General features: G+C 66.4%; 10 protein-coding genes. 7 read left to right on the plus strand and 3 right to left on the minus strand.

Translation table 11 applies throughout. The features are described from left to right. Positions 1 to 17: 17 nt before the first annotated feature. The 5 genes from hutI to TQ29_RS15860 are packed head-to-tail and all read left to right on the plus strand — an operon-like array spanning position 18 to position 5,788. Entirely contained in the window at positions 18 to 1,211 is a 1,194-nt protein-coding gene (gene hutI, locus TQ29_RS15840) for an imidazolonepropionase (RefSeq protein ID WP_235974489.1), read from the plus strand. After that, a complete protein-coding gene (gene hutH, locus TQ29_RS15845; RefSeq protein WP_054539953.1) occupies positions 1,204 to 2,733 on the plus strand; it encodes a histidine ammonia-lyase in 1,530 nt (509 codons plus the stop codon). The genes hutI and hutH overlap by 8 nt, the downstream gene beginning before the upstream one ends. After that, positions 2,733 to 3,524, plus strand: coding sequence for an N-formylglutamate deformylase (gene hutG, locus TQ29_RS15850; protein ID WP_054539954.1), 792 nt, complete (start codon positions 2,733 to 2,735; stop codon positions 3,522 to 3,524). The genes hutH and hutG overlap by 1 nt, the downstream gene beginning before the upstream one ends. Before the next feature lie 12 nt (positions 3,525 to 3,536). Beyond that, on the plus strand, positions 3,537 to 5,234 hold the full coding sequence (gene hutU, locus TQ29_RS15855) for a urocanate hydratase (protein WP_054539955.1): 1,698 nt from the start codon (positions 3,537 to 3,539) through the stop codon (positions 5,232 to 5,234). Further along, positions 5,231 to 5,788 (plus strand): HutD family protein, encoded by a 558-nt coding sequence (locus TQ29_RS15860; protein ID WP_054539956.1) that lies wholly within the window; start codon positions 5,231 to 5,233, stop codon positions 5,786 to 5,788. Before hutU ends, TQ29_RS15860 begins: the two co-directional genes overlap by 4 nt. Here TQ29_RS15860 and TQ29_RS15865 read toward each other — a convergent pair. The 3 genes from TQ29_RS15865 to TQ29_RS15875 form a co-directional block, all read right to left on the minus strand. Next, positions 5,766 to 6,530: a UTRA domain-containing protein gene (locus TQ29_RS15865; RefSeq protein ID WP_082386685.1), complete on the minus strand. Its 765-nt coding sequence runs from the start codon at positions 6,528 to 6,530 to the stop codon at positions 5,766 to 5,768. The two genes, TQ29_RS15860 and TQ29_RS15865, sit on opposite strands and share 23 nt — an antisense overlap. Before the next feature lie 118 nt (positions 6,531 to 6,648). Continuing rightward, positions 6,649 to 8,019: an FAD-binding oxidoreductase gene (locus TQ29_RS15870; RefSeq protein ID WP_054539958.1), complete on the minus strand. Its 1,371-nt coding sequence runs from the start codon at positions 8,017 to 8,019 to the stop codon at positions 6,649 to 6,651. A gap of 26 nt (positions 8,020 to 8,045) precedes the next feature. Beyond that, entirely contained in the window at positions 8,046 to 9,404 is a 1,359-nt protein-coding gene (locus TQ29_RS15875; protein WP_054539959.1) for an LLM class flavin-dependent oxidoreductase, read from the minus strand. A 309-nt stretch (positions 9,405 to 9,713) separates the two neighbouring features. Here TQ29_RS15875 and TQ29_RS15880 point away from each other — a divergent pair, with 309 nt between their 5' ends. Beyond that, positions 9,714 to 11,543: a sigma-54-dependent Fis family transcriptional regulator gene (locus TQ29_RS15880; RefSeq protein WP_082386686.1), complete on the plus strand. Its 1,830-nt coding sequence runs from the start codon at positions 9,714 to 9,716 to the stop codon at positions 11,541 to 11,543. 177 nt (positions 11,544 to 11,720) lie between these two features. Continuing rightward, entirely contained in the window at positions 11,721 to 13,874 is a 2,154-nt protein-coding gene (locus TQ29_RS15885) for a hydantoinase/oxoprolinase family protein (protein ID WP_054539960.1), read from the plus strand. Positions 13,875 to 13,880: the final 6 nt, after the last annotated feature.

Genomic DNA, 13,880 nt, shown 5'->3' on the forward strand with positions numbered 1-13,880 from the left:
CGGATGGGGAGAGCGAGTTGCCGCAGAAACTGCTCTGGATCAACGCCCGGCTGGGCGAGGCGGCCGGCAGCACCGGGCCGCTGCAAGATATCCTTGTCGAAGACGGGCGCATCGCCGCCATCGCCCCGGCTCTGCCGCGGGACGGCGCCGGGACAATCGATTGTGAAGGCCGGCTTGTGACCCCCGCGTTCATAGATTGCCACACGCATCTGGTGCACGGCGGCGACCGGACGCAGGAATTCGAGATGCGGCTCGAAGGTGCCAGCTATCAGGACATCGCCCGCGCGGGTGGCGGGATCGTGTCTTCCATGCGAGCGACTCGTGCGCTTGATGTGGACGGGCTGATCGCCGCCTCGCTGCCCCGGCTCGACGCGCTTCTCGGCGAGGGCGTGTCCACCGTCGAGATCAAATCCGGCTACGGGCTGGAAATCGAAACCGAGCTGAACATGCTCCGCGCCGCCAGAAAGCTCGCCGAACTGCGCCCGGTGCGGATCCGCACGACCTGGCTCGCCGCTCATGCGATGCCGCCAGATTATCCGGGCGGAAAAACCGGATATATTCAGGACGTGGCCATCGCCGGGCTCGAGCGGGCCCATGCCGAGGGGCTGGTGGACGCGGTCGATGCGTTCTGCGAAGGCATCGCGTTTTCCGCCGCCGAAATAGAGCCGCTCTTCGCCCGTGCCGCCGCTCTGGGCCTGCCGGTCAAGCTGCATACCGAACAGCTCACCCGCTCTGGCGGAACCCTGCTGGCGGCCCGCTTCAATGCACTGTCGGTCGAACATTTCGAATATGCCACCGCCGAAGATGTGGCGGCGATCCGCGCTTCCGGCACTGTCGCCGTTCTTCTGCCCGGCGCGTTCTACATGCTGCGCGAAACCCGCAAGCCGCCGCTGGACGCGCTGCGAAAGGCCGGTGTGCCGATCGCGCTGGCCACCGATTGCAACCCCGGCACCTCGCCCGTCAGCTCGCTTCTTCTAACGATGAACATGGGGGCCGTTCTTTTCGGCATGACCGTGGCCGAATGTCTGGACGGCGTCACGCGCCACGCCGCCCGCGCGCTTGGCCTTGCCGGGGAAACCGGGCGCATGGCGCCGGGCATGTCCGCCGATTTCACCGTCTGGAACGCCGAGACGGCGGCGCAACTGGTGGGCCGGCTCGGGCTGAACCCCATGCATTCGCGTGTTTTCCAAGGGACCGTCACACATGACTGAAACGCTCACACCCGGCACGGTGACGCTCGACACCCTTGCCCGCATCTATTGGGAGCAATGCGAGGTAACCCTGTCGGGGGATGCCCGTCCTGGGATCGAACGCGCCGCCGCCCGTATCGCCGAAGTGGCCGCCGGCGATGCACCCGTCTATGGCGTGAATACCGGCTTCGGCAAGCTCGCCTCGATCCGGATCGCCGCCAAAGACGTTGCCACGCTGCAGCGGAACCTGATCCTCAGCCATTGCTGCGGCGTGGGCGAACCGCTGCCCCCCGAGATCGTGCGCCTGATCATGGTGCTGAAGCTGATGTCGCTGGGCCGGGGCGCATCGGGCGTGCGGCCCGAGCTTGTGGCCCTGCTGGAAGGAATGCTGGCCAGGGGTGTGCTGCCGGTGATCCCCGAAAAGGGATCGGTCGGGGCCTCGGGCGATCTGGCGCCTCTTGCGCATATGGCGGCGGTGATGATCGGCGCCGGCGAGGCTCAGCTGAACGGTGATCGTCTGCCGGGCGCCGAGGCGCTGGCCCGTGCCGGGCTGGCCCCGATCGAGCTGTCGGCGAAAGAGGGGCTGGCGCTGATCAACGGCACCCAGGTCTCTACCGCGCTGGCACTGGCCGGGCTTTTCCGGGCCACCCGCGCCGTGCAGGCCGCCATCGTGACCGGGGCGCTTTCCACCGACGCGGCCATGGGATCGACCGCGCCCTTCCGTGCGGAAATACATAGCCTGCGCGGCCATGCCGGCCAGATCGAGGTGGCCGCGGCCCTGCGCGCGCTGCTGAACGGCTCCGACATCCGCGAAGCCCACCGCGACGATGACGAACGCGTGCAGGATCCCTACTGCCTGCGCTGTCACCCCCAGGTGACCGGCGCCTGCCTGGATCTGCTCAGGCAATGCGCCCGGACCCTGCAAATCGAAGCCAATGCCGCCACGGACAACCCGCTGGTCCTGTCCGACGGCGCCGTCGTGTCGGGCGGGAATTTCCATGCCGAACCGGTGGCCTTCGCCGCCGACCAGATCGCGCTTGCCGTGGCCGAGATCGGCGCCATCGCCCAGCGGCGGATCGCCATGCTGGTGGACCCGGCGCTGAGCTATGGCCTGCCCGGCTTCCTGTCGCCCAAGCCGGGGCTGAATTCCGGGCTCATGATCGCCGAGGTAACTTCGGCCGCGCTCATGAGCGAGAACAAACAGCTCGCCCATCCCGCCAGCGTCGACAGCACCCCGACCTCGGCCAATCAGGAAGATCACGTTTCCATGGCCTGCCACGGGGCGCGGCGGCTGTTGCAGATGACCGGAAACCTTTTTCATATCATCGGCATCGAGGCGATCACGGGCGCGCAGGGGATCGCGCTGCGCGGCCCTCTCAGCACCTCGCCCGCGCTGAGCGCGGCCATCGCGACGCTGCGGGGCGGGGTCGCGGAACTGGGCGATGACCGTTTCATGGCCCCGGATCTGGAAGCCGCCGCGCAACTCGTGCAAAGCGGCGCGCTGGCCGATAGCGCGGGCCTCGACCTGCCGGGGGTCTTCTGATGCATCCCGTGACCGTAACGCGCGGCGACAGCCCCCTGGTGCTGGGCTTCCCCCACACCGGAACCTGGGTGCCGGACGCCATCCGTGCCGAGATGAACGCCGAAGGGCTGACCCTGCGCGACACGGATTGGCATGTGGATGCGCTCTACCGCGATCTGGTGCCCGGGGTGACGGCGGTGGCGGCCAATTTCCACCGCTATGTGATCGACGCCAACCGCGATCCCGGCGGGGCCAGCCTCTATCCCGGCCAGACCACCACCGGGCTGGTGCCCATAACCACCTTCGACAACGCCCCCATCTGGAACAGCCCGCCCGACGCCGCCGCCATTGCCGCGCGGCTGGCCAGATGGCACGCCCCCTACCATGCCGCGCTGCAGGCAGAACTGGCGCGCGTGCGTGCCCTTCACGGCGTGGCGATCCTGTATGATTGTCACTCTATCCGCTCGGTGATCCCCTGGCTTTTCGAGGGTACGCTGCCGGATTTCAATATCGGCGACAACGGCGGCGCCACCTGCGATCCCCTTGTCACCGCCGCTCTGCGCCGCCACTGCGACGCCTCGGGCCGCACGACCGTGACCAACGGCCGGTTCAAGGGCGGCTGGACGACGCGCCACTACGGCCGGCCCGAAACCGGCATTCACGCGATCCAGATGGAGCTTGCCCAATCCACCCATCTTGCGCTGGAAGAGCCGGATTTCGCGCTCGACCCGGCCAAGGCAGAGCAGTTGCGCGCCACTCTCAAACCCATCCTGCAAGACCTGATCGACCTTGCGCCACAGATCCCGCGCTAGAAGGACCCCGCCATGACCGACCCCCGCCATAATATCCGCGATGTATTCCCCCCCACCGGAACCGAACTGACCTGCAAAAGCTGGCAGACCGAGGCGCCGATGCGGATGCTGATGAACAACCTGCACCCGGATGTGGCCGAAAACCCGCATGAGCTGGTGGTTTACGGCGGTATCGGGCGCGCCGCCCGCACGTGGGAGGATTTCGACGCGATCGTGGGCGCCCTGCGCGAGCTGGAAGCCGATGAAACGCTGATCGTCCAGTCGGGCAAGCCAATCGCCGTGATCCGCACCCATGCGGACGCACCGCGGGTGCTGATCGCCAATTCGAACCTCGTGCCCCACTGGGCCAACTGGGATCATTTCAACGAACTCGATAAGAAGGGCCTGATGATGTACGGCCAGATGACCGCCGGGTCCTGGATCTACATCGGCACCCAGGGCATCGTGCAGGGTACCTACGAGACCTTCGCCGAGGCGGGGCGTCAGCACTATGGCGGCGACCTGACCGGCAAATGGATCCTCACCGGCGGCCTGGGCGGCATGGGCGGGGCGCAGCCGCTGGCGGCGGTGATGGCCGGGGCCTGCTGTCTGACGGTCGAATGCGACGAGACCCGCGCCGATTTCCGCATCCGCACCCGTTACTGCGACGAGAAAGCCCATTCGCTGGACGCGGCGCTGGCGATGATCGGCCGCTGGACGGAGGCGGGCGAGGCGAAATCGGTCGCGCTCATCGGCAATGCCGCCGACATCTTCCCCGAGATCCTGCGCCGCATGCAGGCGGGCGAACCCCTGCCCAATGGCCGCCCCGACATCGTGACAGACCAGACATCGGCCCATGACCCGCTGCACGGCTATCTGCCCAGGGGCTGGAGCGTCGCCGACTGGCGCGCGCGGCAGGAAACGGCGCCCAAGGAGGTCGAGGCCGCGGCACGCGCGTCGATGAAAGAGCACGTGGCCGCCATGGTCGGGTTCTGGTCGGCGGGCGTGCCGACGCTGGATTACGGCAACAATATCCGCCAAGTCGCCAGGGACGAGGGGCTGGAGGATGCCTTCGCCTTCCCCGGCTTCGTGCCCGCCTATATCCGCCCGCTGTTCTGCAAGGGCATCGGCCCGTTCCGCTGGGCGGCGCTGTCGGGCGACCCGGAAGACATCTACAAGACCGATCAGGCGATGAAAGAGCTCTTTCCCGAAAACACCCATCTGCACCGCTGGCTCGACATGGCGCGCGAACGGATCGCCTTTCAGGGCCTGCCGTCGCGGATCTGCTGGATCGGCCTTGGCGACCGACACCGGGCGGGGCTGAAATTCAACGAGATGGTGGCCTCGGGCGAACTGAAAGCCCCGGTGGTGATCGGGCGGGATCACCTCGACGCGGGCTCCGTCGCCTCGCCCAACCGTGAAACCGAGGCGATGCGCGATGGCTCCGACGCGGTGTCGGACTGGCCGCTTCTGAACGCGCTGGTCAACACGGCCAGCGGCGCGACCTGGGTCAGCCTGCACCATGGCGGCGGCGTCGGCATGGGCTTTTCCCAGCATGCGGGCGTGGTGATCTGCGCCGACGGCACGCGCGGGGCCGCGAAACGGCTGGAGCGGGTGCTGTGGAACGATCCGGCCTCGGGCGTCTGGCGCCACGCGGATGCGGGCTATCCCGAGGCGATCGCCTGCGCCCGTGAACACGGGCTGAAACTGCCCCGCATTCTGGGCACATGATCCCCCTGCACAGGACGGCAGAGCGCCGCTTCGCCCCGTGGAAAAACGGCGGCGGGCAAACCGCCGAAATCCTGAGCATGCCACACGGCGCCGGGTTCGAGGATTTTCACTGGCGGATCAGCACCGCCAGGATCGCGCAATCAGTGCCGTTTTCGACCTTTCCCGGCGTCTCTCGATCGCTGACAGTGCTGGAAGGTGGCCCGATGACGCTCGAATTCGCCGACGGCTCGCGGATCACCACCGGGGCGGGCAGCGGCCCGGCGGTCTTTTCCGGCGCGGCGCCCTGCCACGCGGTCGTGCCGGGCGGGGCCCTTCTTGTACTGAACGTCATGGTCCGCGCGCCCCATGCCTGCGCTGTCTGGCGGGCGTCCGGCGCGCCTTGTCAGCCAGACGCCTCCGTCGCGCGCTATCTTCTGGCCTGCGCGGATATCCCGCCCCTGGGCATGGTGCGCCACGACCTGGCCACGCTCGCGCCGGATCTGGACGTGCCGGAAGGTGTGACCGGCGACAATGGCCTGATCGTCGATATCCTCAGGACTCCGGGCGCGGGTTGAGCCCCTCGCCCCCTGCCCGGGCTTCGAACTCCGCGACCAGTTGATGCGCCTCGCCCGGATAGAGAAACCGGGCACAGGTCACCCAATCGGCGTCGATCTTCGTTTCCCGCAGGATTTCGAGACAGGCCGCGCCGACCGGCAGTTCCAGCAATTTCGCCTCTTCGCCCTGGGCGTTGATCGCCCGGACCTGATGGCGCGCGGTGCTCCACGGCATGGTTTTCAAAAGCCAGCTTCCCGGCACCTCGGCGGCGAAATTGATATCGCAAGCCTGCGGCACAACGCTCAGGTTGATGGCCCGGGTCTCGAGGCAGAAGGGGGCATCATCGGCGAAATGGACGCCCTGAAGATACAGAACCTCGTCTTCGATCACCTCCCGCCGGATGCCGAACCGCCGCAAATCCGCCTGATCCAGATGGCGCCGTTCACAGCGCCCCAGCGCCCAGCGATAGCTGCGCCCGAGCGCTGCCACCTCATCGCCGATATTGTTGATCTCAAGCACCGCCGATTGCGCCCGCGCCCGTGCCACGAAGGTTCCGCTGCGCTTGCGGCGGATGACGTACCCTTCCACCGCAAGCTGCGTCAGAACCTTGTTCATGGTCATGCGCGAGACGCCGTAGCTTTCGGCCAGATCGGTTTCTCTGGCCATCTGATGCCCGGGTCGCCACACGCCATCGACGATCTTTTTCCGGATATCCTCGAGAATTCTGGAGTGGAGCGTTTCTGTCGAGCGTGTCGAAGCCATGCTGGCGCATATACCTTAAGTCTGAGTGGACGAGCGGCTGCCGATCCGGGGCGTGATGGGCCGCAAGATCCCTCATCCATCCGAATATGTACAGACATGTCGGCGCGGGCGGCACCCCCTAAAGATCGAAAATCTTGCCGGGGTTCAGGATGCCCTTGGGGTCGACGGCCTGTTTCAGCCGCCGCATCAGGCCGAGGGCGGCGCCATGCTCCGCCTCCATGAAGGCTTTCTTGCCCAGCCCGACGCCATGCTCGCCCGTCGCCGTTCCGCCATGGTCCAGCGCCATCTCCACCAGCCGGGCGTTCAGCCGGCGCACCGCTTCCTGCTCGTCCGGTTTCTCCGGATTGAACAGCATCACCAGATGGAAATTCCCGTCCCCCACATGGCCGTGTAGCGGGGCGACGACACCCGCCGCCGCGATCTCGGCCTCTATCCGGGCGATGATCCCCGGCAGTTCCGAGACAGGCACGCAGACATCCGTGGAAAGGCTCTTGCAGCCCGGGCGCAGCGCCCGCGCCGCATAAAGCGCCGAATGCCGCAATGCCCAGAGCGCGGAGTATTCCTCCGGCGTCCGGCAGGGCCGTGCCGCCGCGCCGTGATCCGCGGCCAGCGCGCCGAACATTTCCAGATCGGCGGCCACCTGCGCCCCGGACCCGGCCATTTCGATCATCAAGGTCGCCGTCTCGGGGTGCTCGGTGCCGTTATAGGCGTTGATTGCCCGCATCTGCAGCCCGTCCAACAGCTCGATCCGGTTCAGGCAGAGCCCGCCTTGCAGCGCCTCGAGCACGGTTTCGGTCGCCCCGGCGATATCGGTGAAGCTGTACATCCCGGCCCGCACGGCCTCGGGGATGCCGGTCAGGCGCAAGGTCAGCTCGGTGATGATGCCCAGCGTTCCTTCGGACCCGACAAAAAGCGCGGTCAGATCATAGCCCGAGGCGGATTTGCGCGCCCGCCCCCCTGTCTGGATCACCTCACCGTCGGGCAGGACCACCGTCAGACCCAGCACACGGTCGCGCATGGTTCCGTGGCGCACCGTCATGGTGCCCGAGGCGCGGGTCGAGGCCAGCCCGCCGATGGTGGCGTGCGCGCCCACGTCGATGGGCAGAAACAGCCCCGTGTCGCGCAGATGCCCGTTCAGGGCCTGGCGCGTTACCCCCGCCTCAACGGTCGCATCCATATCCGCAGCGCTGACCCGCAGAATCCGGGTCAGGCGGGTCAGGTCGATGCACAGCCCGCCCTTCACCGCCTGTGTCTGCCCCTCGATCGACGAGCCGTGGCCGAAGGCCACCACCGGAAACCCGTGCGCGTTGCAGATCGCCAGCGCCGCCGAGACATCCGCGGTGGTCTCGGCAAACAGCACCGCATCAGGCGGCGCGGCGGGGTGCCAGCCATCCCCGGCGCCGTGCTGGTCGCGCATCGCCTGCCCGGTCTCGATACGCGCGCCGAATCTTGCGGTAAGGTCTGACAGGGCGGGATGGGTCATTGGCATCTCCAGACGCTTGCGGGCATGGCGCCCTATCCCGCCGCGGTCCCGCGCGCCAGCGTATAGCGGTTTTCCGGCCAGCTCAGCCCGAGGTTTTCCCGCAGGGTCGCGCCTTCATACGCCTCGCGGAACAGCCCCCGGCGCTGCAGTTCGGGCACCACCAGCCGGGTGAAATCCTCGAGGCTCGCAGGCAGCGTCGGGCACATCAGGATAAAGCCGTCGGCGGCCTCGGCCTCGAACCATTCCTGCATGAAATCCGCGACCTCCATGCAAGACCCGGTCAGCCCGTTGCCGGTATGCTTCCGCGCGTAATGGGTGATCAGCTCGCGCAGCGTGTGGCCCTGGGTGACGAATTCCCTCACCTCTTCGAACATGGCGACCGAACCCTTGGCCTTTTCCGGCATCCGCTCCATCGGGAACGGCGCGTCCAGATCCGAGCCGTGCAGATCGGTTTCAAGGAATTCCTGCAGCATCAGCAGGCCCACCTCGGGATGCATCAGGTCGACCATCTCGCGCGCCCGCGCCTCGCCCTCTGCGCGGGTCTCGCCCACGTTGATCACGATTCCCGGCATGATTTTCAGGTCGCCGGGGTCGCGCCCGTATTTCGCCATGCGCGATTTGACGTCCTTGTAGAAGGCCCTGTTCTTGTCGATGTTCGAAGCCAGCGAAAAGACAATCTCCGCCGTCCGGGCCGCCAGTTCGCGCCCCCGCTCCGACCCGCCGGCCTGGGCGATTACCGGGCGCCCCTGCGGGGTACGGGCGATGTTCAGCGGCCCGCGCACCTGAAAATGGGGGCCGGCGTGATCAAGCTGATGCAGCTTGGTGTGATCATGATAGAGACCGTTTTCCCGGTCCAGCAGCAGGGCGTCATCTTCAAAGCTGTCCCACAGGCCGAACACCACGTCGAGAAACTCCTCGCCCCGGTCATACCGGTCGGCATGGGGATCGAGCCCTTGGCGGTTGTAGTTATAGCCGGTCTCGTCATGGTCCGACGTGACCACGTTCCAGCAGATCCGCCCGCCCGAGATATGGTCGGCGGAGGCATAGAGCCGGGCGATGTTGTAAGGTTCGTAGTAGCTGGTCGAGGCGGTGGCGACGAAGCCCAGGTTTTCGGTCACCATGCTCAGCGCGGTGATGGCGGTGATCGGCTCGAACCGGTTCATCTTGGTGGGCTGGCGGGCCAGTGCCTCGGGGTGGCCCACGGCCGCCGCCGGGCTGTCGGCGAAAAACATGAAGTCGAACTTCGCCGCCTCCGAGACCGTGGCCACCTTGGCCAGATGGGCAATATCATTGGCCCCGTTCACATCCGATCCCGGATGCAGCCAGGCCGCCGGGTGGAACCCGAAGGTGTAGACGAAAGTGCCGAGCTTGAGTTTGTCCGTCCGGGCCATCTGCGCGTTCCCATCCTGCCGTTTCGGCCAGTATGCGCAACAGGATCGTCACCACAAGCCGGGCTGAGCTGGCTTCTGGTTTAGCTCACCTTAATCCCACAGCGGATCGCAAGCGCGCCCGGATACGGGCCGTGCGCCGCCCCCGGGCCGCAATGCAGCGCGGAAGGTCGCTGCGAAAGTTCCGCATGTCGAAGACGGGCATCCCGATGCCCCCCTCCAGCAGCAGCACAAAGGGTGTTCGGAGTTGCCCTTGACATGAGGGGCACCCGGTACCTTACAATTCGCTGGTCTCGATACAAGGCGCTATACATGCCGGAGAGCATCCAGAAGGAGGACTGGGAGCGATTCCGTGCGCTGGGGAGCGTGCCCCCCAGCATCCGTGAAGTCGTGCTCAGATCCTGGGTCAGATCACAGGAAGACAAGCAGCTTGGCGCGCGCAATTTCGCGCCCAGCGTGGCGCAGGAGGAATTGCGCACCATCCGCCGGCGGAACGCCCGGCTGCGTCAGGCGGCGCAATCCGTGCTGGAGCGGGCGGGCTACATGCTCAGCGACTCCGGCGCGATGCTGCTTTTGTGCGACGACAGAGGCGTCGTGATGGAGGCGACGGGGGATTCCCGCATGCTTGCGCGCGGACAGGAAAATCACCTGCAGCCCGGCGGGCGCTGGGACGAGCGGGCGATCGGAACCAACGCCATCGGCACGGCGCTGCACATGGGCAAGCCCATCACCATTTCCGGGGTCGAGCATTTCTGCGAAGCGATCCAGCGCTGGTCCTGCGCCGCCGCGCCCGTGCGTTGCCCGGCCAGCGGCGAGGTGCTGGGGGCGGTGGATATTTCCGGCGCCTCGGGCGAACTGTCGGGGCCGGTCTCTGCACTTTCGGTGACGCTCGCGCTTCAGATCGAAGAGGTGATGCGCAGCAACGGGCTGCGCGAACACCAGCGTCTGATGGCGTCCTTCCTGTCTGGCCGCAGCCATTGGGGCGGTGATGAAGTCTTGTTGCTTGATGGCCATGGCCAGCCGGTCTGGTCGAGCACGGCCTTCGACAGGGCAGCGGAGGAGGCGACCGGCGGGGTCGGCGACGTGACCCGGCTGATCGCGCCCGGCGAGGGAGACGCCCGCGCCATGGCCGAACAGATGCGCGTGCTCCTGCCCGAGGCGGGGGTGGATATTGTCGGCCCGCCGGGCGAGGCGCAGGGCGTCGTCGTGACGCTGAAACGTGCAACACACCGGCGGGGTACGCCCCTGTCTTCGGGCCGCGCCGTCACCCTGTCCGACATCGCCGCGACCGGGCCCCAGATGGCCGAGATCTGCGACAAGGCGGGCAGGTTCGTGGAACGCGGAATGCCCTTGCTGATCGAGGGGGCGCCGGGCACCGGCAAGGAAACGCTGGCGCAGGCGCTGCACGCGGCGGGGGCACAGGCGGGGCGGCCGTTCATGATCGTCGATTGCAGCCTGCTCGACCCGGACATGCTGCGCGCCGATCAGGCCGCAGGCACAGGTTTCATGCAACTCGCCGAAACCGGGGGGACACTCTGTCTCGATGAACCGGGACAAACGCCCGCCGGGGTGCAGGCGCTGTTGGCACAGGCTCTGGCCGCGCTGGCCCGCGAACGGCCTGCGGTGCAGGTGATGTCCCTGTCCGCGGCGACACTGTCAGAGTGCCTGCGATCGGGCGAGCTGCGCGGCGATCTGCATTTTCGCCTTTCGGCGGCCAAGCTCGCCCTGCCCGCGCTGAGCGAGCGGCGCGCCGACATTCCGGGGCTTTTGCGCCAGCTCTCGGAAAGCTGCGCGCGGGCACGCCAGGACAAGGCCCTGCGTTTTACCCCCAAGGCGATCATGCGCTTGCAGGCCCATCCATGGCCCGGCAACATCCGCGAGCTGCGCAATCTTGTGGAGACGCTGTCGGCGATTTCGCTGAACCGTCTGATCGACGTGCCGGACCTGCCGCCCGAGATCACCGCGCCAGCCGGCGAAAAACGCGACGACACGCTGCGCCAGCGCGAACGGTCGGCGATCCTGGATGCGCTCGCCGATGCGGGCGGCAACATCACCCAGGCCGCGCGGCAACTGGGAATTTCGCGCTCCACGCTCTACCTCAAACTCGATCAATACGGCCTGCCACGCGGCCGCCGGAACTGACGCCGGGCGCTCTGGGCGCCGCGCCGCTCCCGCCGGATCCGGGGGGCCCTCGGCGTCTGCGGCTTAGCGTCCGCAGCATGTCCGACAGATTGTCCGATATTCGAACAACACGACTCCCGCATCCGGCGGCATGCTTTTCCCATGCCACGGCAAAGGTGGCGCAATGGGAGGAAAACCATGCCATTGGACAAATCCAACAAACGCAGCGTGCAGGTGCTTGGCATCGACGCGGGCGGCACGATGACCGACACGTTCTTTGTCGACAGCGACGGCGAATTCGTGGTCGGCAAATCTCAATCCACGCCGGACAACGAAGCGCTCGGGCTGATCGCCTCATCGCGTGAGGGGCTGGAACACTGGGGGCTGACGCTGGAGGAAGCGCTCTCGGGGATCCAGACGGGCGTTTATTCCGGCACGGCCATGCTCAACCGCGTGGTGCAGCGCAAGGGCCTGCGCTGCGGGCTGATCGTCAATGCGGGGATGGAGGATTTCCACCGCATGGGCCGCGCCATTCAGGCCTATCTGGGCTTTGCCTATGAGGACCGTATTCACCTCAACACCCACTATTACGACGATCCGCTGGTGCCGCGTCAGCTGACGCGCGGCGTGATGGAGCGCATCGACATGTCGGGAAACGTGGTGATCCCGCTGCGCGAAACGACCGCGCACACGGCGGCGAAAGAGCTGATCGCGCAGGATGTCGAGGGCATCGTGATTTCGCTTCTGCACAGCTATCGCAATCCCGAACACGAGCGCCGGGTGCGCGACATCGTGCTGGAGGAGATCGAGAAATCGGGCAAGAAAATTCCTGTCTTCGCCTCCACCGACTATTACCCGGTGCGCAAGGAAAGCCACCGCACCAATACCACCATCCTCGAGGCGTTCGCCGCCGAACCCTCGCGGCAGACGCTTCAGCAGATCACGAGCGCCTTCAAGGAAAACGGCTCGAAATTCGATTTCCGGGTGATGGCGACCCATGGCGGCACGATCTCGTGGAAGGCCAAGGAACTGGCCCGAACCATCGTGTCGGGGCCGATCGGTGGGGTGATCGGGGCCAAGTATCTGGGCGAGGTGCTCGGGTACAAGAACATCGCCTGTTCCGACATCGGCGGAACGTCCTTCGACGTGGCGCTGATCACCGAGAATGAGCTTACCATCCGCAATGACCCGGATATGGCGCGCCTGGTGCTGTCCCTGCCGCTTGTGGCGATGGATTCGGTTGGCGCGGGCGCGGGCAGCTTCATCCGCCTCGATCCCTATACCAAGGCGATCAAGCTGGGGCCGGATTCGGCGGGATATCGCGTCGGGGTCTGCTGGGAGGAAAGCGGCATCGAGACCGTCACGATTTCCGACTGTCACGTGATCCTGGGCTATCTCAACCCCGACAACTTCCTGGGTGGTCAGGTCAAGCTGAACCGCGAACGCGCCTGGAACGCGATGAAGGAACAGATCGCCGATCCGCTCGGGCTTACGGTCGAAGACGCCGCCGCCGGCGTCATCGAGCTGCTCGACAGCGACCTGCGCGACTACCTGCGCTCGATGATCTCGGGCAAGGGCTCGACCCCGGCCAACTTCGTCTGCTTCTCCTACGGCGGGGCGGGGCCGGTACACACCTACGGCTACACCGAGGGGCTTGGCTTCGAGGACATCATCGTACCGGCATGGGCTGCGGGGTTCTCTGCCTTCGGCTGTGCTGCGGCGGATTTCGAATACCGCTACGACAAGTCACTGGACATCAACATCTCGGTGGACGCGAGCGACGATCTCAAGGCCAACCAGGAACAAACGCTTCAGGCGGCCTGGCAGGAGCTGAAAGAGCGCGTTCTGGAAGAGTTCGAAATCAACGGCTATTCCGCCGACAAGGTGGAACTGCAGCCGGGTTTTCGCATGCAGTACCGCGGCCAGCTCAACGATCTGGAAATCGAAAGCCCGATCATGCAGGCCCACACCGCCGGCGACTGGGACAGTCTGGTCGAGGCGTTCAACGCCACCTATGGCAGGGTCTATTCCGCCTCGGCGCGGTCGCCCGAGCTGGGCTATTCGGTGACCGGCGCGATCATGCGCGGCACCGTGCCGATCCAGAAACCCAGGATTCCGAAGGAAGAGCTCGGCCCGGAAACGCCCCCGGACGCGGCCAGGCTGGGCACGCGCAAGTTCTACCGCCACCGCGAATGGGTGGATGCGCAGATCTTCCAGATGGAGGGCCTGTTGCCCGGCAACCACGTTGTCGGCCCCGCGATCATCGAATCCGACGCCACCACCTTTGTCGTGCCCGGCGGCTTCGAGACCTGGCTCGACCAACACCGGCTGTTCCATCTCAAGGAAGTCTGATTTCTC

This window comes from Actibacterium sp. EMB200-NS6 (genome assembly GCF_001305615.1).
GTDB classification, from domain to species: domain Bacteria; phylum Pseudomonadota; class Alphaproteobacteria; order Rhodobacterales; family Rhodobacteraceae; genus Actibacterium_A; species Actibacterium_A naphthalenivorans.